Genomic DNA, 26635 nt, shown 5'->3' with positions numbered 1-26635 from the left:
ACCTGTCTTCAATGAAGGTAATGAAGAGTTATTATGAGTACAGAATTTTCGATTTTATCGGCCACCTTGCTGTTTTTGTTCGTTATTGATCCATTTGGTAATATTCCAATTTTGTTGTCTGTGATGAAGGGCGTGCCGCAAAAACGTCAATACCAGATCGTGGTGCGTGATGGTCTAATTGGCTTACTGATCTTGGTGTGCTTTTTGTTTTTTGGCGCTGAGTTTTTACAGTTACTGCATTTGGAAACGGAATCTATTTCCATTGCCGGTGGCGTGGTGCTGTTTGTGATTGCTTTGAAAATGATTTTCCCTTCCCCTTTGACGAAGGATAAAGGCCCTGTCATGGAGCCTTTTATTGTGCCCATTTCTATTCCTATGTTGGCGGGGCCTTCTACTTTGGCCACTCTGCTGGTGATGGTGAAAAGTTACCCTGACGGTCGAGATAGCTTATTGATTGCGATCTTTGCCGCATGGGGGATTTCTGTGGTGATTCTGGCAATGGCACCGTTATTGAATCGACTGTTGAAAGAAAAAGGCTTGGCCGCATTGGAGCGTTTGATGGGAATGCTGTTGTTAATGATGTCGGTACAGATGTTGGTGAATGGGATTCGGGGGCTGGTAACGCACATGGCGGCGAGCCTGTAGCGGAGCAAATTTCACCCAGAGCCTCTTGATTTTTAAGCGCGAATTAAGAGGCTCGTTGGGTGCGTTTATTGTTCTATTGCTGGAATATCGTTCTGATCGATTAGACCCTGTTCGACGGCGATCTGTAGTAGCTGAATGATGAGTTCATCGGGGGGAAGCAGGTGTAAAGGCGTTGTTTGGCCTTGTTCTGCGACAGCCTCGTCTAGGTTGACATCGCGCTCTTCAAACCAAGAGTGGATGCTTTGCACTTCAAAGCTTGGCTCTAAGCCTTTTATATCGTACGTGGCTTCGACTAATAGACTCAACAATTCAGGCTCCAGCGCGTAAATCACATCAGTATCAAATTCATTGATCCATTCTGCTAATATGTCGCTGGCTTCGAAGCCAAATTCGTAGAGTTGTTGCTCATCAAGGTCAAGAGCGTTGGGTTCGATACGGTGTTCTTCGAGCCATTCGTCGTCGGGAATCACCAGCACTTCTTTGATTTGTGCTTCGTGAGTCGACCAAGTGAAAAGCAGCGGAAACGCTGGCTCGTCGGAAGAGTTGGCGACAGCCGTGATGAATATAGGTAAACTTGCCATAATTTAGAACCAATGTTTGATTGTTAAGGAAGAGTAAATGACCAGCCGAATCAAGATCAGTAGTGCGTTTGATGGCGGTAACATCTCCGTTATTGACGCCTCGGAGCCGGACAATATTAGAGTAAAGATCCCTAATGATACAAACTCTAAATTTTTACAGTGGTTTTATTTTCGTTTACAAGGCGGAATGGGTGAGCAATGTGTCATTCAATTCGAAAACGCCAGCGACGCGGCGTACCCAGATGGTTGGGTAGATTATCAAGCCGTAGCGTCTTATGACCGTGAGTATTGGTTCCGCGTGCCAACTGAATATGTCGACGGTAAATTGGTGATTACTCACCAGCCCGAGCAAGACAGTGTGTATTACGCGTATTTTGCGCCTTACAGTTATGAACGTCATTTAGACATGATCGCTTGGGCGGCCAGTCATGACGATTGTATTACGGATCACTTGGGCGAAACCGCTGAAGGTCGTGATATTACCTTATTGGAAATTAGTAAAACCCAAGGGCTTGCGAAAAATATTTGGATCATCGCTCGCCAACATCCTGGTGAGACCATGGCTGAATGGTTTGTGGAAGGTTTGCTTGAGCGTTTGTTTGATGAATCCCACCCGGTCGCGCGTTCGTTGCTGAAGCAATGCCGTTTTTATGTGGTGCCAAACATGAACCCAGATGGGTCTGTGCAGGGGAATTTGCGGGTCAACAGCAAAGGTGTGAATTTGAACCGCGAATGGAAAAACCCAACCGCAGAATTCAGTCCCGAAGTGTTAGCGGTGCAAAAGAAAATGGCTGAAACGGGTGTGGATTTATTCTTGGATATTCATGGCGATGAGACACTTCCGGCGAACTTTGTAGATGGTTGCCAAGGTGTGCCATCGTTTGATGCGCGTATGGAAGCAATGGAGTCTTTGTTTAAAGACATGTTTCTCGCTGTCAGCCCAGACTTTCAGACTGAAATCGGCTACACGCCATCTCAGTTTGGTGAGGCGAATTTAACCGTCGCCACCAAATGGGTAGGGGAAACCTATCAGTGTTTGTCTTTCACCTTAGAAATGCCGTTCAAAGACAACAAAAACTTGCCAGACGAAATCGTTGGCTGGTCGCCAGAGCGCGCTAAAATTTTGGGGGCCGATGTGTTGTACCCTATTTATCAGGTGATTATGAGTTCTCACATGAGAGCGGACGATTGATTCTGACCTGTTTTAGGTTATTTTCCGTTATTTGTCGGCTAAATTATGCTTTATTATCTGGCGAACTTTCTTAAACTGGATTAGCATCTGGCAGTCAAAATTGCACTGAATTTAATGCCCCTGTTTATTTTTATAGAACGTAATATTAGGACGAAGAAAAATGCCTAAGGCAAGTGAGATCAAAAAGAATATCGCGATTAGCTACGACAACAAAACCTATATTGTGAAAGATATCGAACGGTCGGTTCCTCAAGGTCGTGCCGGTGGAAGTTTGTATCGCATGCGTATGTATGATGTGGTGACAGGGCGTAAATTGGATGAAACCTTTAAAGATTCGGACATGATTGATCTTGCTGATCTCGTTCGCCGTCAAGCGATGTTCTCTTATTCCGATGGTGAGGAGTATGTTTTCATGGACAGCGAAGACTACACGCCATACAGTTTGAATAAGAGCGCTATTGAAGAAGAGATTCTGTTTGTTAATGAAGACACAGTCGGCATTCAAGTGGTGTTGGTTAACGACGTGCCTGTCATTATCGAATTACCGACCAACGTTGAGTTAGAGGTCGTTGAAACCGACCCTTCAATCAAGGGCGCTTCTGCAACGTCGCGTAACAAGCCAGCTAAATTGTCTACTGGCGCGGTGATTCAAGTGCCTGAGCACATTTCTACGGGTGATCGTATCAAGGTCAATGTAGAAGAACGTAAGTTTGCGGGCCGCGCTGAGAAGTAATCGTTTCTCGTCGATTGAGTCGTATAAAAAATGCAGCCAATTGGCTGCATTTTTTTTAACGTTGCCATTTGGCAGAGGCGACGGATTAATCTTTTTTAGCCGCTTCTTTTAATATGTCTTTGGCTTTTTTCTCTGGGTGATTGTTGGCTTCTGTCAGCCCCGCTTCCCTTTGTACTGCGGCCAGTACGCCGCGTAAAATGCCTAATTCTTGTTTCTCTGGACGTGAGCGATTAAAGAAACGATGTAACTTATCTAAGACTTTACCAGGATGGCTGCGGATGATGAAGTTAATGCCATAAAGGGTTTCTTCTAAATGCGCATAAAAAAGATCCATGTCTTTTTTGTGTGGGTACTCTGGCGTTTCTTTTTGATAGTTTTCTTTGTTCTGATTGGCCATCCAAATCTCATAAGCAACGATTTGCACGGCTTGTGAAATATTGAGCACGGGGTATTCATCGTTGGCGTCGATATACACTTGGCGGTGGCATTGGGCTATTTCGTCGTTTAATAAGCCTGTGGTCTCACGGCCAAAAACAATCGCCACGTTATGATCAACCGCTTCTGGGATGACGCTTTCGGCGCATTCTCTGGCATTCATGATCGGCAGTTGAAAGGTGCGATGGCGCGCGCTGGTGCCAATCACAAGGCTACAGTCTGCGATGGCTTCTTCGAGCGTGGTCACTATGGTGGCATTTTCAAGTAGATCAACAGCGCCGGCTGCTCGGCTGGTCGCTTCTTCCGATGGATAGTCATTTGGATCAACCAAATAAAGCTTGGTTAAGCCCATATTTTTCATGGCTCGGGCAATGGCACCGACGTTGCCAGGGTGAAAGGTGTTGATCAATACGATTCGGATATTACTTAGCATGGTTGGTGAAGTACTCAGGGTTAGTTGTCACTTAGTTTTGTTCAGCGGTTTGATTATGGCGTTAGCGTGAGTGTTTGCTCTGTGCTGGCGAAATCGACCTTGTCTAAGATGACTTTGGTTGTGTCGTTAAAGAGGAATTGATTACAGGCGTGATGATACAGGGATCCTGTCTCCAACACCAATCGGTAGCTGCCTCTTGGAATGTAATTGGCGGCGTAAGCTTGCTTTCTATAAAGATAAATAGAGAAAGGCGCTTTGCCGTCATAAGATTCGAAAGTGAGCATACTGTGTTCTGGGAGTTGATTGAGTATACGCAGCCGACTGTTGCCATCGGCTTGGCCAATTAATTTACCATGCTGGGGGGCGATTCCTGGCTGGCCAAAGCAGCCCGTTTGACGTGCTTGCTCAACACTGCCAAAACCGATATTTTTGGCCTGCACCCAGCCGTTTATGCCGTTATAGCGAACCGTCAACCAGTTACCTTGTAGTTTTATACTTTGCAGGTCAGATTGTGTTGGGATGGTTTGCAAGATAGCGCTGGAGACATCGGGCTCAGCATAAAGCGGAGTATCGGCCAAGGTGTAATTTATTCCAACGCGGAACTGCGGATATAAACCAGTGATGTAAGTGGCGGTTTTAGACTCGGCCGTTTCTTGCTGTGAGGATTGCCAATAAAGTGTGCTGTAAATGCCGGCGGCAAAAAATGCGATATAGGTCGCCGCTCGAAACGCGGCCTTTGCGGCGTTTAGTCTAATGGGTTGGCTAACGGCTTCGCTGTGGTATGGGCGCGTGGGTTGCGTGTAGTCGCCCTCGTCATCCATAAAGGATTGATAGGGCGGTATGTCGGTATGTTTTTCTTTTCTGCCGGTATCATCTGTGTCGCTATAGCCGTGAGCGTTGAAGTCTTTTGAGGCTTTAAAGGCTTCTTCATACAAGGCTTTGACGCGTTTTTCATTGAGTGTGTTGCGCGCCGCTTTGATGGCGTCATCACGCACTTTATCGTGATGAGCGTTGTTGCGTTTCATTGCTTCGTAGGCGCGTTGTCGCTCTTTTATAAAGGCTTCTTGTTCTTTATCGGTGGCGCTCGAAAAATGCGTGTAACGGTTTTTAGCGGCCGAGCTTTGCGTATTTTCTTTGGTGAAGGTAAAGGGCTTCCAATCGTTGACTTGTGCCCCTTGGCGAATCGCATTGGTGACATTTTCATACGCCGCTTGCAGGCGCTGAAAAAGCTCGGTTGTGTCTTTGTCTGGGTTCTTGTCAGGGTGATAGCGCCTAGCCAAACGTCTAAATGCGGTCTTTGCTTCCTGCTCGCTGGCGGTGGTGGAGATTTCCAGCAGTTGATAATCGTCTATTAGGCTCATGTAATTTGGCTTACTAACCGCACGGTGCAAGTGGATGAATTTACGTGTTATGCATTATGCACGATTTGTTGGCGTGGACAAAGGTGGAACTTTTTTATTCAACAGCGCCAGGTAGTCAGCGGGTGACATAGGGCGATAGAGGTGATAACCCTGACCAACTTGGCAATGCCAGTCCTGCAATAACTGCAGTATGCCTTCTGATTCAATGCCTTCAGCGACACTGATAATATTAAGCGCCTTACTCAGGTCTATCATATTGCGGCATAAGATCTGGCTTTGTGCATCCTCGAGTAAGCTCATAATAAAGAATTGGTCTATTTTTAGTTCGTCAGTTTGTAAGGCGACAAGGTTCTGCATGGAACTATAACCGACACCAAAATCATCGATAGCGAGTTTGAAGCCGGCTTGATGAAGCTGCTTTACGTTGTCATGTACGATGGCATTATTTTGAAAAACACTGGTTTCGGTGATTTCTATGGTGAAGGTTTGGGGCGATAAACGGTGGCGCTGAATTAAGAGTGAGACGCGATGAGCAAAATCCTCTTGTAATAGGTCAAGCGCTGAGATGTTGATGGATAAGCGTTTGTTCAATAGGGCATGGGGGTGTTGATGTGCCCATTGGAATACTTTTTCCAGTAACAGGTCTGTGAGTTTATAAATAAGCCCGGTTTGCTCTGCTAGCGGTATGAATTCAGCAGGTGAAACTTGCCCTAATTTATCGTTATTCCAGCGCACCAAAACTTCCCCACCGATGATTTGGCGGGTGAGTAAATCGACTTGAGGTTGAATATCGAAATACAGTGCTTCCTGTTGAATATCATTGGTGAGCTGCGTAATTAAATGCAGCTGATGGGCATGGTTGTTTTTTAAGTTATCAGTAAAAGGGAGCCAATTGCCTGATGAGTAAGTCACCGAGTTTTTTGCGATAAGCGCATTTTGGTAGAGCTTGTCTAGATTGGCTCCTTGTGATGGATAGAGGGCGCTGCCAATTTTATATTGGTGTCTAAAGTGAATATTATTCACCAGCGTAGAATAGTCTAATGTGTGTTGGATGAATTGAATTTGTGTTTTTATCAAGGCTGGCGTTGTGCTAATCAAGAGAATGTTTTGCGTGCTGATACGGATGATTTTTTTGAGGGTTTTGTTTGGCAAAGGAAAAGATAAAAGGCCGTTCATCTCGGCTGTTTTTTGATGGATATGTTCGATGATTTCAACCATGGCAGTGTCTGCTTTTGCGGGACCAAACGCTTGGCTTAATGCTCGATGATTGGTGATGTCTATGATGATAAGTGCCAGTTCAGGATCATTGTGCGGCTGATTGTATGAGTGATTGAGATTCGCTAAATGAATAGGCAGTTGGTCAAAATAATAGGTTCTGTTAGGTAAGCCTGTTGGCTGATCAATCAGGGCTTGCTGTTGGCGATTGGTTTCTATTTGCTTGGCTTTATCAGCAAAGGCAAATGAAAAACTGAGCAGTTGCAATAGACAAGCCACGGGGAAAATCGATTCGGTAATGGGGTTTATAGGCAAAACCTTCCAAAAAATAAGGGTGTTTAGGATGCTGCCGACTATTAAAAAGAACCATGAAAACAAATAGAAGCGGACCGCAAGAAAGCCTTTGGCGTACGCTTTTACACCCCAATAAGTACAAATTATAAACATAAACACTTCAATTAAGGCGAACCCTAAGGCCGACGTCTTGACGGAGAGTAGCTGTGTTGAAATCAAGAAAATAACAAAAATCCAATCACCGTATCGACGAATAATTGACTGTGGGGCGGGGATGTGAATTTCCTTTAAAAAATGCACACTGAAACGAAAGAGGATCCACGCGCCAATACCGAAAACGAGGAATAGTTGCCTTATAACCCATTGGCTAACGGATTCCGGAAAGATCCAGCGATTAAACCCTGTGATAGCCGACAAAGCGATAAGAATCACAATGTTGAGTGCAAGGTAATATAGAAAGCCGGGTTGCCTGAGAAGGGCAAAAACAAAGACGTTGTGGGTAAGCAAAATGAGTAGGCTGCTGATAATGACACTCCAAAAAATCGGCTGGTATTGCTTTTTTTCTAGGGTGTCTTTTGCATTTAGTAACTCGAAAGGCGTTAGAAGAGGGCTGTTGCCCTGTTTGCGTATCAGTAACGTCGTATTTTGATGACTCGATAATTGAAGCGGAATCCAGATGCCATCGTAATATTCTGTGTCGGTATGCCAGTCATCGAGCGCGCCTCGCTTCCAATGGTTAATGAGTTGATCGCCATGAAACAGGTAAAAATCGAGGTGCTCAATAACGTAATAATTTAATTTGAGGTGAAAGTTGTTTTCTTGCTCCAGTGCGGATTCTGCGAAAGTTAATTTATGCCAATAAGTCTGCGCTGAAAAACCTTGCGATTCTGAATAGGCTTGTTGCGTGAATTTTTCTGCATTCAGCAAGGCTTGTTCTGCAGAAAGAGGGTGTATTTCTTTAAAAGTAGGGATTGGCGTTGTGAGTGTTAGACCCAATACGGCTGGCTGCCATAACAATAAGGCTAGGGTGATAAAGGAAGATACAACGAATTTTGGGGTCATTCCTAAGAGTCCATGATGCTTTTTTGACGACATTTAAAAAGACTTAACTTGCAATCCTGGTGCCTTTCTTAAAATATAGGCGACATTTTTAATATGTACACTGTTTAGGATTTTTATGAGCGATAAACTGACCCACCTAGACCATCAAGGCCATGCTCACATGGTCGATGTTTCAGACAAAAACATTACCAAGCGTACCGCGACGGCTCAGGCCATTTTATTGATGCAGCCAACGACGTTAACCAAGGTCATCGAAGGAGGGCTACCAAAAGGAGATGTGCTGGCGACGGCTCGCATCGCGGGTATTCAGGCGGCTAAAAAGACTTCTGATTTAATCCCTTTGTGTCACCCTTTAATGCTAACCAAGGTGACGGTGGACATTAATGTCATCAGTGATCGTGAGCTAGAGGTGTTGTGCACTTGTTCTCTGTCTGGCAAAACGGGGGTTGAAATGGAGGCGCTAACCGGTGCTAGTATTGCGGCATTAACTCTTTATGATATGTGCAAAGCGGTGGATAAAGGTATCGTGATTCAACATGTGTCTTTGTTAGCAAAGAAAGGTGGTAAAAGTGGCGACTGGAGTAAAGGGGATGCCTAGCGTAAAAGTGGTGTTTTTTGCCTCACTCAAAGAGCGTATTGGTCAAGGTGAATGCAGGGTCGAAGTGGTCTTACCGGTGACTATTGGCGAATTAAAACAGCAATTAGCCAACGAATTGGCTCACGGGCAGGCGCTGCTTGAGAAAGGCATTCAATCCTCTATCGATTTTGAATTCGCACGGGACACAGACCTAGTGCCAGAAAGCGTTAATGAAGTGGCTTTTTTTCCACCGGTTACGGGAGGTTAAATGATTCTTGTACAGGAAGACGATTTTCAGGTGGATGCTTTATACAAGGGTCTATTAAAAGCCAATGAAACGGGCGCTGTGGCGATGTTTGTCGGTTTAGTGCGGCAGTTTTCGGATTTGCCTAACGGCGCGTGTCACTTTGAGCTTGAACATTATCCTGGCATGACAGAACGCAACCTGCAGACTATTGTCGATGAGGCCAATGCTCGTTGGCCCTTGTTGGATGTTTGCGTTGTGCACCGTGTTGGTCGTTTGTCGGTGGACGATCAGATCGTCTTTGTTGGCGTCAGCGCTGCGCATCGTGCCGACGCTTTTCAAGCCTGTGACTTTATTATGGATTATTTAAAAAGCCGAGCGGCGTTTTGGAAAAAAGAGTCTCAGGGCTCAGAAAGCCATTGGGTAGAAGCCAATACTAATGACGAAAAAAGCTTAGAGCGCTGGTAAAAATAGCACAACGCTAAATATAGAGAAGTGCTGCTTATTTTTAACACTGATATTTAATGCGGTCGAAGGGTTTTCTTTCGGCCGCTGGCGTGGCGTTCTCGATATTCGGTATCAATGTACTTATCTGTGGTCGCCATGCTGGCATGCCCCGCGTCTTCTCTTACGTGTTCCTTGGGTCTGGTTTTTACGTCTTCGGATATGCCGGTATGGCGCAACCAATGCACGGTTGCGACACGTAAATCATCGGCATCTGCTCTCATGCCATCTTCGCACATACGTTCATAGGCTTGATCAAAACATAATTGCACTATGTTGCGCACTTGCCGTGAGCTGGTCATGGCTCCTTGGCCGCGGTTTTTGGGCACCAGCGGCGTATTTTCCGCAATGGTTGGCAATGTTGGCAAATCTCGAAAACGGCGATATCGAATGAGCGCATTGAGCATGTCATCTGATACGGCGACAAGACGTTCTTTATTGCCTTTTGAAAGCACTTTGAACCACCAATGACCGTCGGCGTCTTTGATAAAATCGCCCATCACCGGCGCGGAGCGTTCATCGGCGACGAGTTCAGAAATTCGCAAATACATACCAAGCAACGCATTCATGATAAAAAGAGTGCGTTCGTGAGTCGCTGGGTCTTCTTCGGCCAGCATTTCTGCGGTTTCAATCACATAATCCCATTGCAGATTAGAAATTCGTCGCACTTGTTTGCGTGTCACTTCTTTTTTAACGAATTTACTTTTTTGTCGAATTAAGGCGACGGGATTCTGCTGCGCTGCGTCCTCTTGCATAAGAAAGCCATAATAAGACGATAAAATTGAAAACGTCGCCCGGATCGCTGATTGGGATAATGAATGCAGTTTTGTCTTTGGCACATCGCCATTTTTGAATTCCAATTTACTGACATGGGCGACAAAGGGTCGCCACTCTTTGTTCGCGGTTCTTTGTCCCATGTGCAATTTAAAGCGAGCGACATTTTTTGTGCCTATCCAGCTTTCTGGTGGCGAGATACAAAAATGGATGAATTCTTCAATCTGATCACGGCGCAATGTGGTGGTTGGGCAGTTGGCGATATGCCACGACCACAGCAGCAGTCGTTCTACTTCTCGACGATAAGAATTAAAGGTCGCTTGGGAGCCGTTGTAGCTGTAAATAAAGCACAGGGCAAGCTGAAGGTCACGGCGATACTCTGGGTCGTTGAGCTGGGGGGTATTTTGTTTAAGGTGAGCAGCGATCCCCTCGAATTGAGTGAACGGATTCGGCAAGTGTTCTAAGTTATCAATTAAAGCAAGCGGCGTCATAATCTTATATATCCAAACAGATGATCTATATTAACAAATTTTCCGATCTATCCCTATCGTTTTATTTGAACCTATCGACTTAAACCATCAGAAAAAGCAATGCAGGTATGCGGTAAGATGCCAGTTTGTTTAATGCTTCCTTATTTGCTTGGTTTGTTACCTTATTTAGAATGCCTAGTTGTATTTTTATGTGATTTTTATCCAATCTGACGTTTATTGGTTCGTATTTGGAATAACGGTGGAAGCGACGCCCTTGCTCTTTTTTAATTTTAATAAAGGTTTATTATTATCTTATCGAAACATTACTTAGTAATGGCAACCATTGAAACTATATTGATAAGGAATGAAAATGAACACTTTCTCAAAAACAGCAATTACCTTCTTCACTGCATCTGTTATCGCCACCAGTGCTTTTGCCGCCGATGAAAATGCCGCTGATCGCTTACAAAGCGCGAGAGGCAGCGTTCTTGCTCTGTCGGCTACATTAGAAAATATGGGCGCGAAGGTAGATTCTACAGTTAATTTAAAAGGTGCTTATACTTACAATCAAAAAACGGCTATTTATCAAGCGAAGCACGCTGACTTGCAATCTCAATTTGATGCATTACGTGCGCAGTCTGCTGAATAATATAGATTGTTTTATAAATACCTAAAAAATCCAGACAATATGTCTGGCTTTTTTTTAGCTTTCTTCTTCTAGGTCTTCTCGTTTTTCCGCTGATCTGATCATTTTAAAATAATCAGATGTGCTTTTTATAATGTCTTTTTCATTATCTTTTGCGTCATTTTCAGAGCGCTTTATTAAATATTGGGCCGTTTTATCTTTCCCCTGACTAAAGTCTAACAATGCTCGATAATGCAACGCCATGGCTTTATTTCCAATAGACTGAAAGTATTGGATGTTGGCGCGCCAAATTAAACGTTGTTCATAAAGGTAGTTTGATGTTGTCTCAATGGGTTTTGACTGACTTAATTGGCTGTCTAGCATAGCAAAAAGAATATTGTTTGGATCAAGCTCAAGTCGACGTTTGATAACCGCTATGCCTTTTTCTTTTTCATTGGCTGCGGCGTAGCTAAGGGCCTGAAGATAGTCTGTAAATGAGTTGCGCTTGTCTAATTGCTCTAAAAAGCCGAGTGCTCGATCTGGTGATTGAATTAAATAAGAAAGCAGCCCCTTTGCGAAAAGCTTGGCATTATGGTGATAGATATTTTGATCCAGATAGGTGTAGGGGTTGTCTTCTAGTCCTGCTCTATACGCTAGCAAGGTCGCCCGAAAAAATTCAAAATCACTGGCCTGTTGGCGCCATAGTATTGTTTGCTTAGGTGCGGTGCTAAAAGCGTCTGAAAGGCGTGTGTTAGGAGAAGGGTGAGTTGATAAAAACTCTAGCTTGGGTCTGCCTAACGCTTGTTTAAACAACGCCTGAAATAATTTTGTCATGCCATCTGGGTCGAGCCCTGCGTCAAGCAGATATTGACGCCCGCGTCGATCGGCTTCTTGTTCTTGGTTACGGCTGTAGGTTAGGGTGTTTTCCGCTTGATTGGCTATGCCACCGAGCCAAAGAGCCGTGGTCGCGTCGCCGCCTGCGCCCGCAAGTGCTGCAGCGATACCGGCTCCTAACATAACGAGGGTTTTGCTTAGCTCTTCTCCAGCGTATTTAGACTGTCGTTCGTAGTGCCTTAAGTCTAAATGGGCAACCTCGTGAGACAATAGACCCAGCAGCATGTCTTCACTGTTAATTATTTCCATGATATCGGAATAGATAAAAAGGTGGCTGCCGGGAATGACGAAGGCATTGCTCTGCGAACTGTTCAGAAATGTCATCTCGACGGTTTTATTATAAAGGTCCGTTTGTGGGAGAATTTGAGACAGCGTGTCTTTTACGTAATCGTAGGATGGTGGAAAGTCGATTAATGCCCGGCTGCCATTGAGCTTTCTAAACCAGTATTGACCTAATATGTATGAGGGATTGGACAGTGCTCTTTCATCTTTGTTAGCTTCTAAATCTGGGATTTCTGCCCATGCCGAATTGGCAAAAATACTGGCAAAAACAACGGCTAAGATAGCGAATCCTGTTGTAACGTTTGAAAATAGTCTCATAATGTGGCAAGTGTGGTTATTAGATAAAGTGAAAAATGATGGTCGATGTAAGCAATCAGTATGACGTAATCTTGGATGTAAGAGAAGATCGTTGCCCTATGCCGTTACTAAAAGCCAAAATGGCACTCAGTAAGATGCAAGCAGGGGAGTGTTTGTGTGTGATTAGTGGTGATTCCGGTTCATTAAGGGACATCCCGCAATATGTGGCTCTGGTTGGTTTTTCTTTGTTGTCTTTGAGTGAAGAAGAGCGTATTTATCGCTTTGTAATTCAAAAAAATTAAAACGGATTCGTTATGTTTAAAATTGTCGATACACTGATTAAGCGATATTTTTCGAATGAAGAAGTCGTTGTGTTTTTGTTGTTGTTGGTTGCGACACTGTGTGTTTTTGCATTCTGGGGCGGAATTTTAGCGCCGATATTAATCGCTATTGTGTTGGCATTTTTGCTTCAAGGCTTGGTTGATAGATTACAGCAACTGGGCTTAGGGCATGTTCCGGCTGTTTTCATTGTTTTTTTTACGTTTTTAACCGCGTGCAGTGTGTTTATTGGGGTGATGATACCCATTGTTTGGCACCAAGCCGTGCGGCTTGTGCAAGATGCGCCTAGAATGTTTGTCGAGATTCGTCATGAGATAGAACAGTTTACCGAGGGGCATAGCGAGCTGGTGAGTCAAGCTGCCATTGCGGAGGTGATTAATTCATTGGCGAATGAGTCGACCAATCTGGGACAGTGGTTGGTGTCTTTCTCTTTGTCCAGTATACCGTCTTTGTTTTCATTAATTATCTACTTGGTCTTAGTGCCATTAGTCATGTTTTTTCTGCTCAAGGATCAAGAGAAAATCTTGGATTACTTGACGTCATGGTTACCAAAAGAAAGACGAATGATGCGGAATATCGCCCATGAAATGAATGATCAAATAGCCAACTACATTCGAGGCAAGTTTATTGAAATGTTGGTTGTCGGGGGGGTGACGTATCTTGTTTTTCTCGCCTTCGGATTAAGGTACGCAGAGTTGCTCGCATTGTTGGTTGGGCTTTCAGTATTGATACCTTATATTGGGGCGGCTGCGGTGACGGTCCCCGTGGTGTTGGTGGCATTTTATCAATTCGGCACTCAAAACGCGTTTATTTACGTGGTGGTTGCGTATTTAATTATTCAAGCATTAGACGGTAATGTTTTGGTGCCATTATTATTTTCAGAAGCGGTAAATTTGCACCCGTTAGCCATTATCATCGCTGTGTTGTTTTTTGGTGGTATTTGGGGTTTTTGGGGAATATTTTTCGCCATTCCTCTTGCAACCTTAGTGAAGGCGATTATTAGTGCTTGGCCTGATCAAGAGCTCTTACATCCGCGTTAAAAAAACAACCGAACCACGCGCCCAAGATGACACTTGGGTGCGTGGTGTGCTGCAAATGTCGTCTGTTGCAGATACCTGTATTACAGACATAAATCCGTTAGAGAACATGGGCAATCAAAACACTGAACGGCGGAAGAATGACGGTGTTGCCGTCTAGGTAGCCGCTTTTGACAGCCTCAGGCAGGGTGAGCGCGGAGAGAGAATGTTCAACCGGTAAAATTTTATCCTGGTTCGAAGTGTTAAGCGCGACATAGAGCGTGCGGCTTTGATAACGGCGTAAAAATGTCAATGTCGTTTGGTCATTATAGAGAAAGGTAATGTCACCAAAGCGCAATGCTGGGTGACTACGTCTAACGTGTAAAAAATCACGGTAAGCATGTAGGACAGAGTGCCGGTTTCCCTCTTGCTCGCTGACCGCTAGATGGCTCTGTTCTTTGGCGACGGGCAACCAAGGTCGAGTGGATTTTGTAAAGCCACCTAACGCTTCATTTTTCCAAGGAATCGGCGTTCTGCAACCGTCTCGGCCTTTGAATTCGGGCCAAAAGGTAATGCCAAAAGGGTCAACTAGCTGGTCAAAATCCAGCTCCGCTTCCGGCAAACCCAGTTCTTCGCCTTGATACAAGCATACGCTGCCGCGTAATGAGAGCAGCATGGTCATATAGACTTTGCTTTTTGCCAAGGCATCGTGATTTTTCCCCCAGCGTGTGGCAACGCGTTCCACATCATGATTACCAATCGACCAGCATGGCCAGCCATCACCTAATCCCGCCTCTATGGTTTCCATGGTGTGACGGATGTGTGTCATAGACGAATCGTGGGTAAGCAGGTCGAATGAGTAGCACATGTGTAGTTTATCGTTGCCCTGGGTATACGCGGCCATGGTGTTTAATGCGAAGTCACAGCCTACTTCCCCCACGGTTGTGGTGTTCGGGTATTTATCTAGTAAGCTGCGTAAGCGTTGTAAAAAGCCAATGTTTTCAGGTCTGGACTTGTCATACAGATGCAGTTGATAGGCGTATGGATTGTCGAGCCGAACGCCAATGCTGCCTTCGACGATTTCCTTTTTAGGCGGATTATTTCGCAGTTCACTATCGTGGTAATAATAGTTAGCCGTATCCAAACGAAAGCCATCTACGCCGCGTTTTAGCCAAAACTCAACGGTTTCCAACAAGGCGTCGACCACATCAGGGTTGTGGAAATTCAAATCGGGTTGGCTGTCTAAAAAGTTGTGTAGGTAATATTGTCGGCGACGACTGTCCCAGTGCCAAGCTGGGCCGCCAAAAACAGACAGCCAATTGTTAGGAACCGTGCCGTCTGGGTTGGCGTCTGCCCAGATGTACCAATCCGCTTTTGGGTTGTCATGACTTTGGCGAGATTCGATAAACCAAGGATGTTGGTCTGAACTGTGATTTAACACCTGATCTATCATGACTTTTAAACCATGATGATGTGCCGATTGAATAAGTTCGTCGAAGTCCGTGAGATTGCCGAAGATAGGGTCGACGCCACAATAATCACTGACGTCGTAGCCAAAGTCCTTCATCGGAGAGGTAAAAAAAGGCGATAACCAGATAGCGTCAACGCCAAGCGAGGCAATATAGTCCATTTTGGCGGTAACGCCGGGGAGGTCGCCAATGCCGTCATTGTTGGAGTCGAAAAAACTACGAGGGTAGACTTGATAAATTACGGCACCACGCCACCATTCTTGTTTCTCAGTCATGATCTTTCTCGCTATAAATAGGTTTGTTGAGTCAAGCGCTAACAGCATGCGTTATATTTATAAGGCGTTGGCTTCATGATCTGTCGTGCTTTTTTAGCCTATTTCCAGCATACTCAATGATTATGATTAATGCATGATTTTTGTTGCCTTATTTATCCTCGTAGACACTGCCCCCTACCTTTGGAGCCGTAATGTTTTCTGAAAATGCTCGCCCTGTGGCTTGGCCTTTATTCTTTTTTTACTTTTTTTTCTGTGCTCTTGTTGGCGTGATGATGCCTTACATTTCGTTGTATTATAAATCGATTGGCTTAACGGCATCAGAAATTGGTAGATTGATGTCTACCTTTACCTTGTCAGGTATTTTAATTCCGCATTTTTGGGGCTGGTTAACTGCCAAGGTAGGGCTGCCGAAACGCATCCTGCAAATAGGCATATTGGGTTGTTTTATCGCCGTCATTCCCTTCAACTGGAACAATCAATTTGAAACCTTATGGTTGCTGACTTGTACCATGGCGCTATTTTATTCCGCCTTGATTCCGATGACAGACTCGTTGGCGGTGAGAAGTATTCGTCATTTAGATGTGCCTTATACGCGTTTAAGAGTGGGTGGCTCGATTGGCTACGTGTTTGCGGTGACAGGGGCCGGTTTTTTAATTGGTCAGTTTGGCATTGGCATCGTTATTCCGACCATGGGGGTGTTTTTGGCGCTTGCGGTCGTGACGTCTTTTTTTCTTAAAGAGCAGGCGTATGAGGTAAACACTCAGAAGGCGACAACGTCTTTTTTCAATTTAGTTCGAACCCCGGAATCCATGTTGTTTTTCGGACTGGCATTTTTGGCCTTTATGTCTCATGCGCCTTTTAATGTGTTTTTTGCGGTGCACTTATCAAATTTAGGGTACAGCGGAGAACACATTGGGCTTTTGATGGCTTTAGGGGTGATTATCGAGATAGTGTTATTTTTATTCTTTGGTAACGCTATTAAGCGCTTTGATGTGGTGCACATTATCACCCTCTGCTTTATTTGTGGCATGGTGCGTTGGCTGTTGGTGGGCTGGTTCGCTTCTGTGGTTTGGGTGCTTATATTTACGCAGCTGCTTCATAGTATTACCTTTGCCTTGTTTCATATGGTCTCTATTGAACAGATTCGACGTCTTTTCCCTGAGCGTTTCGCCGGCCAAGGGCAAGCCATGTACAGTGCTTTTGCCATAGGATTAGGGGGCGGTTTGGGAATGGTGATTGCTGGCTATTTATGGGAATGGATTGGTGGCGCATGGGTGTTCACTCTGGCGGCTTTGGTTAGCTCGTTGGCGCTGACGATGCTTTTACTGAGTCAGCGCCGTTAGTCAATCTTTCAGTCTGTGCTGTCGCTTTTTAGCAGTTCAATAAAAGCGATGGCGGCTCGACTGAGTGTTCTTTGTTTGTGATGAATAACCCCCAGTTTTCTTTCTACGTTCAAATCCGGCAAATTCAGTACGACCAGTTTTTCATCCACTAAGGTCGAAGGCAGCAACGACCAGCCCCAGCCAATGTTAACCAGCATTGCCAGTGTTTCTAGGTTGTTGGTGTTCATGCGTACTTGTGGTTTTAACCCTTGTTTGCCAAAAACTTGCTCAGCAATTTGTCTAGTAAAGGTGTTTTTGTTGGGGAGTACGCAAGCATGTTGCGCGAGTTCAATTAAGCTTAGATTTTTCGAACCTGCCAAGGGGTGGTCTTTACTGACCACACAGGCAAGTGGGTCAGACCAAATTGGCAGCGACTCTATAAGTGGGTTCTCTTTATTAGATAATGTAATAATCCCCAGTTCTGCACGGCCTTTTAAAACATCTTGATAGGCTTCTTCGGATTGAGAAAATTCAATTTCTAAGTGTGCGCAGGGGAAGTCCTCTTGGAAGCGTTTTAAAAACTTAGGCAAACGGTGTAAGCCAATATGATGGCCGGTGGAAATGCGTAACTCCCCACTGACATCCTGCATCTGTAAGGTCATGCTGCGTTTTATGTCTTGCAGGTCTTCGGCCATTTTTCGTGCTTTGGGCAATAGACGAATACCCGCTTCGGTTAATTGCACTTGGCGTCCAATACGGTCAAACAGCCGAACACCTAGGCTGCTTTCGAGCGCAGCAACGCGTTTGCTAACCGCAGGTTGAGTCACAAAAAGTTGTGCGCCCGCTTCTGAAAAAGAGCGGGTTTCGGCGACTTTTATAAAAGTCAGCAGTTCGGCAATGTCTATCATTCCAAAAAATTATCCAAAACATGAAAAATATGAATTTGAGTAATTTAAGCCAAAGTTTTAGGATAGCGCAATAGATTTCTGAGGAGAGAATTTATGTCAGCTAAAACCCTGTATGACAAGTTGTGGGATAGCCACCTTGTGCAACAACGAGATGACGGCAGTGCGTTGATTTATATCGATTTACAGTTGCTTCATGAAGTGACATCACCGCAAGCATTTGAAGGGCTTAGATTGGCTGGGCGCAAGCCTTGGCGTGTGTCGTCAAGCTTGGCGACGCCAGATCATAACGTACCAACGACAAAGCAAGAGCGTATTTCCGGTGTGGATGGTATTGAAGACCCCGTTTCTAAAATCCAAGTCATGACGCTGGACGACAACTGTAACGAATTTGGTATTACTGAATTCAATATGAAAGACATTCGCCAAGGTATCGTGCACGTTGTTGGGCCAGAGCAAGGCGCGACGCTTCCCGGTATGACGGTGGTGTGTGGCGATTCTCATACTTCTACACACGGTGCATTTGGCGCCTTGGCGCATGGCATTGGCACCTCTGAAGTGGAACATGTCTTAGCGACCCAGTGCCTTGTGCAAAAGAAAAGTCGCAACATGCTGGTACGGGTTGATGGTGAATTGTCACCGTGGGTATCTGCGAAAGACGTGGTGTTGGCGATTATTGGTGCCATTGGTACCGCTGGTGGTACGGGATTTGCGATTGAGTTTGGTGGCACTGGCATCCAGTCTTTGTCTATGGAAGGCCGGATGACGGTCTGCAACATGGCGATAGAAGCGGGCGCTCGTGTTGGCTTGATCGCTGTGGACGATACCACGATTGAGTACGTGAAAGGCCGTCCCTATGCGCCAAAAGGCGAGCATTGGGACATGGCAGTGGAAGCATGGAAAGACTTGGTTTCTGATAAAGACGCGCAATTTGACGAAGTGGTTGTGTTAAAAGCGGAAGACATTAAGCCGCAGGTTACTTGGGGAACCTCGCCAGAAATGGTGATCGCCATTGATCAGCCGATTCCGCGTCCTGAAGATCAAAAAGATCCGGTGAAAAAAGAAGGTTATGCCCGTGCTTGGAAATACATGGGCTTAGAAGGCAAAACCATGTTGGCTGATGTGACGCTTGATCGTGTCTTTATTGGCTCTTGTACCAATTCTCGTATTGAAGATTTGCGCATTGCCGCGCAAGTGGTGAAAGGTCGTAAAGTGGCGTCGACTTTGAAGCAAGCGATTGTAGTGCCAGGCTCTGGTTTGGTGAAAGCCCAAGCGGAAAAAGAAGGCTTACATGAAATCTTTGAAGCCGCAGGTTTAGAGTGGCGCGAGCCGGGTTGTTCTATGTGCTTGGCGATGAATGCTGACAAATTGGGTGCTGGCGAACATTGTGCATCCACCTCGAATCGTAACTTTGAAGGTCGCCAAGGCTTTGGTGGTCGTACGCATTTGGTCAGCCCTGCGATGGCAGCGGCTGCGGCGATTGCGGGTCACTTTGTTGATGTGAACGAGTTTGTTAAACACTAGGAGAGCTCTCTAGAAGAGTTATTGAGGAGACATTATGCGTCCTTTTACTAAACACACAGGTTTAGCCGCTCCTTTGGATTTGGCAAACGTTGATACTGACATGATTATTCCAAAGCAGTTCTTGAAATCGATCAAGCGCACTGGCTTTGGTAAAAATTTATTCGATGAACTGCGTTATGAAGACGAAGGTCAGCCTGATCAAGAGTGCGATGGTCGCCCAATACGCAAAGACTTTGTATTGAATCAAGATCGCTACAAAGGCGCGAGCGTACTTTTGGCGCGTCAAAACTTTGGTTGTGGCTCTAGCCGTGAACACGCGCCTTGGGCGTTGGATGATTACGGTTTTCGTTGCATTATTGCGCCCAGTTTTGCGGATATTTTTTACAATAACTGTTTTAAAAATGGCTTGTTGCCAATCGTTTTGCAGGCTGAAGAAGTGGATCAATTATTCGCTGAAGTGGCATTACGTGAAGGTGCTCAAATAACGATTGATCTTGAGAACCTAACGGTGACGTCACCATCTGGCGCTCAATTCGAATTCAATGTCGACAATTTTCGCAAACATTGTTTGTTGAATGGTTTGGATGATATTGGTTTAACATTGCAGCAAGATTTGGCGATTCATCGCTATGAAGAAAAACGTATGAAGGACGCGCCGTGGCTTTTTTTGCCACGCGGTCAATAAATAAAAGACATAGCTTTTAAGGGTTTAAAATGACTAAAAATGTATTGGTATTGCCGGGTGACGGTATTGGTCCAGAAATCGTTGCACAAGCGGTTCGCGTGTTGGATGCGGTGAATGAGCAGTTTTCATTAAATATTCAGCATGAAAGCGCCTTGGTTGGTGGTTCTGCTTACGATGAAACGGGTTCGCCATTGCCAGAAACCACACTGGCGAAAGCGAAAGCGGCCGATGCGATTTTGTTGGGAGCAGTGGGCGGCCCTAAGTGGGATAAGCTAGATATGTCGGTTCGCCCTGAAAAAGGCTTACTTGGCTTGCGTTCTAACCTTGAGTTGTTTTCGAACCTTCGTCCGGCGATTTTGTATCCGCAGTTGGCGGATGCCTCTAGCTTGAAGCCAGAAATCGTGGCGGGCTTGGATATTTTGATTGTTCGTGAATTAACCGGCGGCATTTACTTTGGTCAACCGCGTGGTATTCGGATCTTAGAAAACGGTGAACGTGAAGGTTTTAACACTTACGTTTATAATGAATCAGAAATTCGTCGTATTGGTCGATCTGCTTTTGAAGCCGCCCGTCAACGTGGCAAGCGCGTCTGCTCAATTGATAAGTCCAACGTATTGGAAGTAACCGTACTGTGGAAAGACGTCATGGAAGAAGTGGCGAAAGAGTACCCTGACGTCGAATTGACTCATATGCTGGTCGATAATGCGGCAATGCAGTTGGTTCGTGCCCCAAAACAGTTTGATGTCATGGTTACTGGCAATATGTTTGGTGATATCCTATCCGATGCAGCGGCTATGTTGACAGGTTCTATTGGTATGTTACCTTCTGCATCACTTAATGCGGAAGGTCGCGGTATGTATGAGCCATGCCACGGTTCTGCGCCAGACATTGCGGGCAAAGGAATCGCCAACCCATTGGCAACTATTTTGTCTGTTGCTATGATGTTGCGTTATTCTTTAGACGCTAAAGAGGCGGCGGATGCGATTGAAGCGGCTGTCAGCCAGGTGCTGGATCTTGGGTTAAGAACCGCCGATATAGCATCAAAAGGGTGCGAAACGGTTAGTACGCAAGCCATGGGCGATGCGGTTCTAGCCGCACTTAAAGCTTAATATCATAACGATATTAAGTATTCATTAGGGATACTGCTCTTGGTATGAGCGGCCCCACAAAAAAAGGTAACGTTAACCATGTCAAAACACACTGTAGGTTTAGTCGGATGGCGCGGAATGGTCGGTTCCGTGTTGATGCAACGAATGATGGAAGAAAAAGACTTTGATCATATTGATCCAGTGTTTTTCACGACGTCTCAAACGGGGCAGAAAGGTCCAGAAATTGGTAAAGATATTCCATTACTTCAAGATGCGAACGACATTGAAGCATTGAAAAAGATGGATATTATTATTACCTGCCAAGGCGGGGATTATACCAAGGCTATTTACCCTCAGTTGCGTAATGCTGGTTGGAAAGGTTACTGGATTGATGCGGCGTCTTCTTTGCGTATGGAAAAAGACGCCATTATCGTGCTTGATCCGGTTAACTCAAACGTTATTAAGCAAGGTTTGAGCAATGGTGTAAAAACCTTTGTTGGCGGTAATTGTACGGTTAGCTTGATGCTGTTGGCGCTGGGTGGGTTGTTTGAGAAAGGTCATATTGAATGGATGACGTCGATGACATACCAAGCCGCTTCTGGCGGCGGCGCACGTCATATGCGCGAACTCATCAATCAAATGGGCATGCTGCAAGGTTCGGTTGCTAGTGAGCTTGCTGATCCAGCCAGTGCGATTCTTGAGATCGATCGTAAGGTCGCAGAAACAATGCGTTCTGGTTCGCTTCCAACAGACCAGTTTGGTGTGCCGTTAGCGGGTTCTTTGATTCCTTATATCGATAGCCAGCTTGATAACGGTCAGAGCCGTGAAGAGTGGAAAGCACAAGCAGAAGCGAACAAGATCCTAGGTATCGACGGCAACCCAATTCCAGTTGATGGCTTATGTGTTCGTATCGGTGCAATGCGTTGCCATAGTCAGGCATACACCATCAAGCTGAATAAAGACATCCCAGTGGCGGATATCGAAGGTTTGCTTGCTGAGCACAACCAGTGGGTTGATGTTGTGCCGAATGATAAAGAAGCAACAATGCAGCGTCTAACGCCTACTGCAGCCACTGGCACGCTTGGTATCCCAGTAGGTCGTATTCGTAAGTTGAATATGGGGCCTGAGTACATCAGTGCTTTTTCTGTTGGTGACCAATTGTTGTGGGGTGCCGCAGAGCCATTGCGTCGCATGCTACGCATTCTACTGAATGACTAAACTATTTTAGTGTTTAGTGGGTGACCGCAAAAACATCTTCCGAAAAGCGCCAGTCTGTTGAGATTGGCGCTTTTTTTGTAGGCTAGCTTGCTCGCGTATTTGGTGATGTTATCCATCGCAGAAATACGCGCTGTTCTGCTGAGCTCTATGCTCGAAGCATGGTTGCATTTGATGGGAATTCTACTAAGTTTTGGTATGGGCTCGGTGGTTTCGGGTTTGGTGTTGACGGTAACCTCATGGAGGCGAGGCTTGTTCTATGCTGTGTTTTGCCAGAGTGTATCGACTGTACCGGCCCTCAGGTGCAAAATGGCTAGTGAGTTAAAAAATGAGTTAAAAAATGAGTTAAAAAATGAGTTAAAAAATGAGTTAAAAAGAGTAGGCTGCATTTTTTGATGTATTTAGCGTGTTTTGTGGTTCATAGGTGCAATAAAAATAGCCGGTTGGCGGAAAGTTAGACTGAAATGTTTGCTAGATTTTTAGCGTTATGATATTGATAAATAAAGTGTTTAAAGGCGGTGTTGCGAGCGCATTCGGAAACACTTTGTTTTATTCATGATTTTGAGCAAGTATTTACATTATAGCTATTGAAATTAGGTCATATCATCCCTAGATTATAACTAAGGGGCAACAAAGGAGGAGCAAGATCTAAGTTAATAAAAACCTGACTAAAACAGAAGGAAACTCTCTATGTATACATTGAATATTAGCGGTCACCACGTCCAATCTGGTGAAGAAGTTCAAGAAGTCGTAAAAGAAAAAATGGATCACTTGGCTCGTATCAATAATCAGATAACCACTATTAATGTGACCTTAAATACAGAGAAGCATGGGACTCATGAGTTAATAGTAGAAGCCAGTGTGCATATTCCTGGTCATGACCTTTTTGCAATGGTTCAAACGGAAAAACAACTTAAACCAGCCCTCGACATGTTAGTTGGTAAGTTAGAAAAGCAGCTAATTAAACACAAAGCCAAACATGCTGGCAGACAGCACCATATTAACGCTAAGGATGTAGAAAGTCCGATTGAACGTCAGTTACAAGCCGAATTTGACGAACTTGTGGAGCGAGAAGTTATTCAGTAACTAGAGCCTTCTAACCCTTTTAGCATAAGCCTCGCATAGCGGGGCTTTTTAATGCCAGTGTTAAAAATATAAAAGACGATAAAAAAGACAACAAAAAAAGCCTACAGATAACTCTGTAGGCTTTTTTGCAATTTTTTAATCTGCGTTTTGAGTTAGACGCTTTTTACGTTAGACGTTACTAACAGGAATAAACTCTACTGGCGCCATTGTCATTGGATCGAGTGGTGGAGCGAAGTCCGTCAAGGTAATGCCCGCTACCGCTGCTTTGTATTCCTCTAATGTTGGGAAACGACCCAATATAGTAGAAAGTACAACGATTGGCGTTGAACCAAGCAAAGATTCACCTTTCTTCTCGGTAGAGTCTGCTACAACACGACCTTGGAACAAGCGAGTAGAGGTGGCAATAACTGTATCGCCTGGCTCTGCTTTCTCTTGGTTACCCATGCACAAGTTACATCCTGGGCGTTCCAAGTACATGATGTTTTCGTATTTAGTACGTGCTTCACCTTTTGGTTTAGCATCGTCAAATTCGAAACCTGCATATTTCTTCAGAATGTCCCAGTCACCCTCAGCTTTTAATTCATCAACAATGTTATAGGTTGGTGGCGCAACAACGAGTGGCACTTTGAACGATACGCTGCCATTTTGTTTTTCAATATTGCGCAACATTTGAGCGATGATTTGCATGTCTCCTTTGTGGACCATGCAAGACCCAACAAAACCTAGATCGACAGGCTTATCTTTATAGAAAGAAACTTGGCGAATGACATCATGAGTGTAACGCTTAGACACATCATCATTGTTCACATCTGGATCGGCAATCATTGGCTCAATGATTTCGTCAAGATCAACAACAACATCAGCATAGTACTTAGCATTGTTGTCTGGCACTAGGGCAGGCTGCGTGCCTGACTGGATGCCAGCGATGCGTTTGTCAGCTAATTCGATTAGACCGTGCAGAGTTTGTGCTTCATTCTCCATGCCTTTATCAATCATGATCTGAATACGCTTTTTAGCTAACTCAAGAGATTGAATCAAGGTGTTGTCTTGAGAAATACAGATGGAAGCTTTGGCTTTCATCTCTGCTGTCCAGTCCGTAAAGGTGAAGGCTTGGTCCGCTAGCAAGGTGCCGATATGAACTTCAATAATACGACCTTGGAATACGTTTTCGCCGCCAAACTGTTTAAGCATTTGAGCTTGCGTAGCGTGTACCACATCACGGAAATCCATGTAGCTTTTCATTTTACCTTTAAAGGTTACTTTGACGGACTCCGGAATTGGCATAGTCGCTTCGCCTGTTGCTAATGCTAACGCGACGGTTCCTGAGTCGGCACCAAAAGCAACGCCTTTAGACATACGTGTATGTGAGTCACCGCCGATGATAATCGCTGTGTCATCAACCGTAATGTCATTTAATACTTTATGAATAACGTCTGTCATTGGAGGGTAAACGCCTTTGGGATCACGACCTGTGATTAATCCAAACTTATTCATGAAAGACATCAATTTTGGAATGTTGGCTTGTGCTTTTGAGTCCCAAACAGACGCGGTGTGACAACCCGATTGGTAAGCGCCATCAACACTTGGAGAAATGACCGTCGCAGCCATAGATTCCAGTTCTTGAGCCGTCATCAAGCCCGTGGTGTCCTGCGAGCCGACGATGTTTACTTTGACGCGAACATCAGAGCCAGCGTGCAAGGCTTTTTTAGATTTTACGCCCACTGCGTTTTTGTTGAAGATTTTTTCAACCGCTGTAAGGCCTTGGTCATCGTTAGATATTTCTTGTGCTGGGGCGTAGACTGTTGGCGTTGGGATACCAAGTGTTTCAGCGGCAAATGTTTGTAGTTTTTTCCCGAAGACAACCGCGTATGAACTACCGGCTTTCATAAACTCAACTTGTTGAGGTGTGAAAGCGGAAGCAACATCAACCAATACTTTGTCGCCGCTGTAGAGTTTCTTTTCCTTAGTGTTGATAGTTAACACTGTGCCAGTTTCTACTGAGTAGGCTTGTTCAAGGGTAGTGTCGCCATTAGCATCAAGAACGGGTTTGCCATTGGCATCTAATTTCTTAACCCAGTTTTTAAGGTCTAGACCAATACCGCCTGTCACACCCACTGTCGTCATAAAAATAGGGGAAATGCCGTTTGTGCCTGCCACAATAGGAGCAAAGTTCACAAATGGAATATAAGGGCTTGCTTGCTCGCCGGCCCAAAGTGCCACGTTGTTAACGCCAGACATGCGTGAAGAACCTACGCCCATGGTGCCTTTTTCAGCGATCAACATGACTTTTTTGCCAGGATACTGCTTTTGAAGCGCTTGGATTTCAGCTTGTGCTTCTGGAGAAATCATGCACTTGCCGTGCAACTCTCGATCTGAACGAGAGTGAGCTTGATTGCCTGGAGAAAGTAGATCGGTAGAAATATCACCTTCTGCCGCGATGTAGGTGACCACATCAACGGTTTCGGCAATGTCAGGCAGCTTGGTGAAGAAATCCGCTGCCGCGTAGCTCTGTAGGATATCTTTAGCGATGGTGTTGCCCGCTTTATAAGCTGATTCAAGGCGCTCCATGTCCGCTTCATACAAGAATACTTGAGTCTTAAGTACTTCTGCTGCAGGCGCTGCGACTGACGTATCATCAGACAAAGCCAGATCAAGAAGCACTTTAATAGAAGGGCCGCCTTTCATATGAGACAGTAGTTCAAAGGCAAAAGCGGGAGGGATTTCAGCAACAGCTGATTCGCCAAGAATGATTTCTTTTAGATATTTAGCTTTTACGACCGCCGCGCTGGTTGTGCCAGGGATGGTGTTATAGATAAAAAAGTTAAGGGAGTCTTTGTGGTGTTCGTGGTTAGTATCTTTAATTTGAGCAATGATTTCTGATAATAACGCATCGCTATCAATGGGCTTAGGATGCAGTCCTTGACCTTTTCGATTTTCGATTTCTTGTAAGTACTCTGTATATAGGCTCATTCTCACCTCTGAATAATTTATGATAATAATACCGTGCGTTAAAAGAGAACCTGAAACCAGGTTGCTGCATTTCATTCTATTTAGTACATCTCATGTTACAGAAAAAAAGCCTCAAGAAGTGAT

Annotated in this window: 24 protein-coding genes; 15 read left to right on the top strand and 9 right to left on the bottom strand. The window is 45.0% G+C overall.

What is annotated here, in order from left to right:
* Nucleotides 1–33 precede the first annotated feature (33 nt).
* On the top strand, nucleotides 34–645 hold the full coding sequence (locus J8N69_RS16495) for a MarC family protein (RefSeq protein ID WP_168822277.1): 612 nt from the start codon (nucleotides 34–36) through the stop codon (nucleotides 643–645).
* Nucleotides 646–710: 65 nt separating this feature from the next.
* Here the strand turns inward: J8N69_RS16495 and J8N69_RS16490 are convergent, their stop codons facing one another.
* On the bottom strand, nucleotides 711–1226 hold the full coding sequence (locus J8N69_RS16490) for a hypothetical protein (protein WP_168822278.1): 516 nt from the start codon (nucleotides 1224–1226) through the stop codon (nucleotides 711–713).
* Between the two features lie 37 nt (nucleotides 1227–1263).
* On the opposite strand from J8N69_RS16490, the gene J8N69_RS16485 reads away from it, so the two are divergent.
* Nucleotides 1264–2418, top strand: a complete 1155-nt coding sequence (locus J8N69_RS16485; protein WP_168822279.1) for a M14 family metallopeptidase — start codon at nucleotides 1264–1266, stop codon at nucleotides 2416–2418.
* 160 nt (nucleotides 2419–2578) lie between these two features.
* A complete protein-coding gene (gene efpL, locus J8N69_RS16480) occupies nucleotides 2579–3151 on the top strand; it encodes an elongation factor P-like protein EfpL (protein WP_168822280.1) in 573 nt (190 codons plus the stop codon).
* 85 nt (nucleotides 3152–3236) lie between these two features.
* Here the strand turns inward: efpL and trmJ are convergent, their stop codons facing one another.
* Genes trmJ through J8N69_RS16465 form a run of 3 tightly spaced genes read right to left on the bottom strand, consistent with a single transcriptional unit; the run spans nucleotide 3237 to nucleotide 7951 of the window.
* A complete protein-coding gene (trmJ, locus tag J8N69_RS16475; RefSeq protein WP_168822281.1) occupies nucleotides 3237–4019 on the bottom strand; it encodes a tRNA (cytosine(32)/uridine(32)-2'-O)-methyltransferase TrmJ in 783 nt (260 codons plus the stop codon).
* Nucleotides 4020–4072: 53 nt separating this feature from the next.
* Nucleotides 4073–5380, bottom strand: coding sequence for a J domain-containing protein (locus J8N69_RS16470; protein WP_168822282.1), 1308 nt, complete (start codon nucleotides 5378–5380; stop codon nucleotides 4073–4075).
* A gap of 54 nt (nucleotides 5381–5434) precedes the next feature.
* Nucleotides 5435–7951 carry an EAL domain-containing protein gene (locus J8N69_RS16465; RefSeq protein ID WP_168822283.1) on the bottom strand — a complete coding sequence of 839 codons (2517 nt, stop codon included), beginning with the start codon at nucleotides 7949–7951 and terminating at the stop codon, nucleotides 5435–5437.
* Between the two features lie 115 nt (nucleotides 7952–8066).
* Here J8N69_RS16465 and moaC point away from each other — a divergent pair, with 115 nt between their 5' ends.
* Genes moaC through J8N69_RS16450 form a run of 3 tightly spaced genes read left to right on the top strand, consistent with a single transcriptional unit; the run spans nucleotide 8067 to nucleotide 9240 of the window.
* Nucleotides 8067–8549, top strand: coding sequence for a cyclic pyranopterin monophosphate synthase MoaC (gene moaC, locus J8N69_RS16460; RefSeq protein WP_168822284.1), 483 nt, complete (start codon nucleotides 8067–8069; stop codon nucleotides 8547–8549).
* Complete coding sequence (locus tag J8N69_RS16455) at nucleotides 8542–8796, top strand: MoaD/ThiS family protein (RefSeq protein WP_168822285.1); 255 nt, start codon at nucleotides 8542–8544, stop codon at nucleotides 8794–8796. The genes moaC and J8N69_RS16455 overlap by 8 nt, the downstream gene beginning before the upstream one ends.
* Nucleotides 8797–9240 carry a molybdenum cofactor biosynthesis protein MoaE gene (locus J8N69_RS16450; protein WP_168822286.1) on the top strand — a complete coding sequence of 148 codons (444 nt, stop codon included), beginning with the start codon at nucleotides 8797–8799 and terminating at the stop codon, nucleotides 9238–9240. It begins immediately after the preceding gene.
* Nucleotides 9241–9293: 53 nt separating this feature from the next.
* Here the strand turns inward: J8N69_RS16450 and J8N69_RS16445 are convergent, their stop codons facing one another.
* Nucleotides 9294–10541, bottom strand: a complete 1248-nt coding sequence (locus J8N69_RS16445) for a tyrosine-type recombinase/integrase (protein WP_168822287.1) — start codon at nucleotides 10539–10541, stop codon at nucleotides 9294–9296.
* A gap of 349 nt (nucleotides 10542–10890) precedes the next feature.
* On the opposite strand from J8N69_RS16445, the gene J8N69_RS16440 reads away from it, so the two are divergent.
* The gene (locus J8N69_RS16440) at nucleotides 10891–11169 is read left to right on the top strand and encodes a hypothetical protein (RefSeq protein ID WP_168822288.1); all 279 of its coding nucleotides are present in this window, start codon (nucleotides 10891–10893) and stop codon (nucleotides 11167–11169) included.
* A 54-nt stretch (nucleotides 11170–11223) separates the two neighbouring features.
* Here J8N69_RS16440 and J8N69_RS16435 read toward each other — a convergent pair whose 3' ends face one another.
* Complete coding sequence (locus J8N69_RS16435) at nucleotides 11224–12639, bottom strand: M48 family metalloprotease (protein ID WP_168822289.1); 1416 nt, start codon at nucleotides 12637–12639, stop codon at nucleotides 11224–11226.
* Between the two features lie 35 nt (nucleotides 12640–12674).
* Here J8N69_RS16435 and J8N69_RS16430 point away from each other — a divergent pair, with 35 nt between their 5' ends.
* Nucleotides 12675–12920: a sulfurtransferase TusA family protein gene (locus J8N69_RS16430; RefSeq protein WP_168822290.1), complete on the top strand. Its 246-nt coding sequence runs from the start codon at nucleotides 12675–12677 to the stop codon at nucleotides 12918–12920.
* A 12-nt stretch (nucleotides 12921–12932) separates the two neighbouring features.
* Entirely contained in the window at nucleotides 12933–13997 is a 1065-nt protein-coding gene (locus J8N69_RS16425; RefSeq protein ID WP_168822291.1) for an AI-2E family transporter, read from the top strand.
* 97 nt (nucleotides 13998–14094) lie between these two features.
* On the opposite strand, the gene J8N69_RS16420 is transcribed toward J8N69_RS16425, so the two are convergent.
* Complete coding sequence (locus J8N69_RS16420) at nucleotides 14095–15717, bottom strand: alpha-glucosidase (protein WP_168822292.1); 1623 nt, start codon at nucleotides 15715–15717, stop codon at nucleotides 14095–14097.
* 191 nt (nucleotides 15718–15908) lie between these two features.
* Between J8N69_RS16420 and J8N69_RS16415 the strand changes: the two genes are divergently transcribed.
* The gene (locus J8N69_RS16415; protein ID WP_168822293.1) at nucleotides 15909–17060 is read left to right on the top strand and encodes an MFS transporter; all 1152 of its coding nucleotides are present in this window, start codon (nucleotides 15909–15911) and stop codon (nucleotides 17058–17060) included.
* 8 nt (nucleotides 17061–17068) lie between these two features.
* Here J8N69_RS16415 and J8N69_RS16410 read toward each other — a convergent pair whose 3' ends face one another.
* Nucleotides 17069–17947 carry a LysR family transcriptional regulator gene (locus J8N69_RS16410; protein WP_211084803.1) on the bottom strand — a complete coding sequence of 293 codons (879 nt, stop codon included), beginning with the start codon at nucleotides 17945–17947 and terminating at the stop codon, nucleotides 17069–17071.
* 93 nt (nucleotides 17948–18040) lie between these two features.
* On the opposite strand from J8N69_RS16410, the gene leuC reads away from it, so the two are divergent.
* The 5 genes from leuC (at nucleotide 18041) to hpf (ending at nucleotide 23542) form a co-directional block, all read left to right on the top strand.
* Nucleotides 18041–19468: a 3-isopropylmalate dehydratase large subunit gene (leuC, locus tag J8N69_RS16405; protein ID WP_168822294.1), complete on the top strand. Its 1428-nt coding sequence runs from the start codon at nucleotides 18041–18043 to the stop codon at nucleotides 19466–19468.
* Nucleotides 19469–19502: 34 nt separating this feature from the next.
* A complete protein-coding gene (gene leuD / locus J8N69_RS16400; protein WP_168822295.1) occupies nucleotides 19503–20153 on the top strand; it encodes a 3-isopropylmalate dehydratase small subunit in 651 nt (216 codons plus the stop codon).
* 29 nt (nucleotides 20154–20182) lie between these two features.
* Complete coding sequence (leuB, locus tag J8N69_RS16395; protein WP_168822296.1) at nucleotides 20183–21262, top strand: 3-isopropylmalate dehydrogenase; 1080 nt, start codon at nucleotides 20183–20185, stop codon at nucleotides 21260–21262.
* Nucleotides 21263–21340: 78 nt separating this feature from the next.
* Nucleotides 21341–22459 carry an aspartate-semialdehyde dehydrogenase gene (gene asd, locus J8N69_RS16390; RefSeq protein WP_168822297.1) on the top strand — a complete coding sequence of 373 codons (1119 nt, stop codon included), beginning with the start codon at nucleotides 21341–21343 and terminating at the stop codon, nucleotides 22457–22459.
* A gap of 687 nt (nucleotides 22460–23146) precedes the next feature.
* The gene (hpf, locus tag J8N69_RS16385) at nucleotides 23147–23542 is read left to right on the top strand and encodes a ribosome hibernation-promoting factor, HPF/YfiA family (RefSeq protein WP_168822298.1); all 396 of its coding nucleotides are present in this window, start codon (nucleotides 23147–23149) and stop codon (nucleotides 23540–23542) included.
* A gap of 168 nt (nucleotides 23543–23710) precedes the next feature.
* Here the strand turns inward: hpf and J8N69_RS16380 are convergent, their stop codons facing one another.
* Complete coding sequence (locus J8N69_RS16380) at nucleotides 23711–26512, bottom strand: bifunctional aconitate hydratase 2/2-methylisocitrate dehydratase (protein ID WP_168822299.1); 2802 nt, start codon at nucleotides 26510–26512, stop codon at nucleotides 23711–23713.
* Between the last annotated feature and the right edge of the window lie 123 nt (nucleotides 26513–26635).

It is taken from the genome of Marinomonas profundi, from assembly GCF_020694005.1.
Classification (GTDB): domain Bacteria; phylum Pseudomonadota; class Gammaproteobacteria; order Pseudomonadales; family Marinomonadaceae; genus Marinomonas; species Marinomonas profundi.
Note: the sequence above shows the minus strand (reverse complement) of the source record. Positions and strands in the feature narration are given on the sequence as shown.

Excerpts from the sequence above, each read along its gene's own strand:
- J8N69_RS16495 (WP_168822277.1), top strand. The coding sequence starts at position 34 with ATGAGTACAGAATTTTCGATTTTATCGGCCACCTTGCTGTTTTTGTTC.
- J8N69_RS16490 (WP_168822278.1), bottom strand. The coding sequence starts at position 1,226 with ATGGCAAGTTTACCTATATTCATCACGGCTGTCGCCAACTCTTCCGAC.
- J8N69_RS16485 (WP_168822279.1), top strand. The coding sequence starts at position 1,264 with ATGACCAGCCGAATCAAGATCAGTAGTGCGTTTGATGGCGGTAACATC.
- efpL (WP_168822280.1), top strand. The coding sequence starts at position 2,579 with ATGCCTAAGGCAAGTGAGATCAAAAAGAATATCGCGATTAGCTACGAC.
- trmJ (WP_168822281.1), bottom strand. The coding sequence starts at position 4,019 with ATGCTAAGTAATATCCGAATCGTATTGATCAACACCTTTCACCCTGGC.
- J8N69_RS16470 (WP_168822282.1), bottom strand. The coding sequence starts at position 5,380 with ATGAGCCTAATAGACGATTATCAACTGCTGGAAATCTCCACCACCGCC.
- J8N69_RS16465 (WP_168822283.1), bottom strand. The coding sequence starts at position 7,951 with ATGACCCCAAAATTCGTTGTATCTTCCTTTATCACCCTAGCCTTATTG.
- moaC (WP_168822284.1), top strand. The coding sequence starts at position 8,067 with ATGAGCGATAAACTGACCCACCTAGACCATCAAGGCCATGCTCACATG.
- J8N69_RS16455 (WP_168822285.1), top strand. The coding sequence starts at position 8,542 with ATGCCTAGCGTAAAAGTGGTGTTTTTTGCCTCACTCAAAGAGCGTATT.
- J8N69_RS16450 (WP_168822286.1), top strand. The coding sequence starts at position 8,797 with ATGATTCTTGTACAGGAAGACGATTTTCAGGTGGATGCTTTATACAAG.
- J8N69_RS16445 (WP_168822287.1), bottom strand. The coding sequence starts at position 10,541 with ATGACGCCGCTTGCTTTAATTGATAACTTAGAACACTTGCCGAATCCG.
- J8N69_RS16440 (WP_168822288.1), top strand. The coding sequence starts at position 10,891 with ATGAACACTTTCTCAAAAACAGCAATTACCTTCTTCACTGCATCTGTT.
- J8N69_RS16435 (WP_168822289.1), bottom strand. The coding sequence starts at position 12,639 with ATGAGACTATTTTCAAACGTTACAACAGGATTCGCTATCTTAGCCGTT.
- J8N69_RS16430 (WP_168822290.1), top strand. The coding sequence starts at position 12,675 with ATGATGGTCGATGTAAGCAATCAGTATGACGTAATCTTGGATGTAAGA.
- J8N69_RS16425 (WP_168822291.1), top strand. The coding sequence starts at position 12,933 with ATGTTTAAAATTGTCGATACACTGATTAAGCGATATTTTTCGAATGAA.
- J8N69_RS16420 (WP_168822292.1), bottom strand. The coding sequence starts at position 15,717 with ATGACTGAGAAACAAGAATGGTGGCGTGGTGCCGTAATTTATCAAGTC.
- J8N69_RS16415 (WP_168822293.1), top strand. The coding sequence starts at position 15,909 with ATGTTTTCTGAAAATGCTCGCCCTGTGGCTTGGCCTTTATTCTTTTTT.
- J8N69_RS16410 (WP_211084803.1), bottom strand. The coding sequence starts at position 17,947 with ATGATAGACATTGCCGAACTGCTGACTTTTATAAAAGTCGCCGAAACC.
- leuC (WP_168822294.1), top strand. The coding sequence starts at position 18,041 with ATGTCAGCTAAAACCCTGTATGACAAGTTGTGGGATAGCCACCTTGTG.
- leuD (WP_168822295.1), top strand. The coding sequence starts at position 19,503 with ATGCGTCCTTTTACTAAACACACAGGTTTAGCCGCTCCTTTGGATTTG.
- leuB (WP_168822296.1), top strand. The coding sequence starts at position 20,183 with ATGACTAAAAATGTATTGGTATTGCCGGGTGACGGTATTGGTCCAGAA.
- asd (WP_168822297.1), top strand. The coding sequence starts at position 21,341 with ATGTCAAAACACACTGTAGGTTTAGTCGGATGGCGCGGAATGGTCGGT.
- hpf (WP_168822298.1), top strand. The coding sequence starts at position 23,147 with ATGTATACATTGAATATTAGCGGTCACCACGTCCAATCTGGTGAAGAA.
- J8N69_RS16380 (WP_168822299.1), bottom strand. The coding sequence starts at position 26,512 with ATGAGCCTATATACAGAGTACTTACAAGAAATCGAAAATCGAAAAGGT.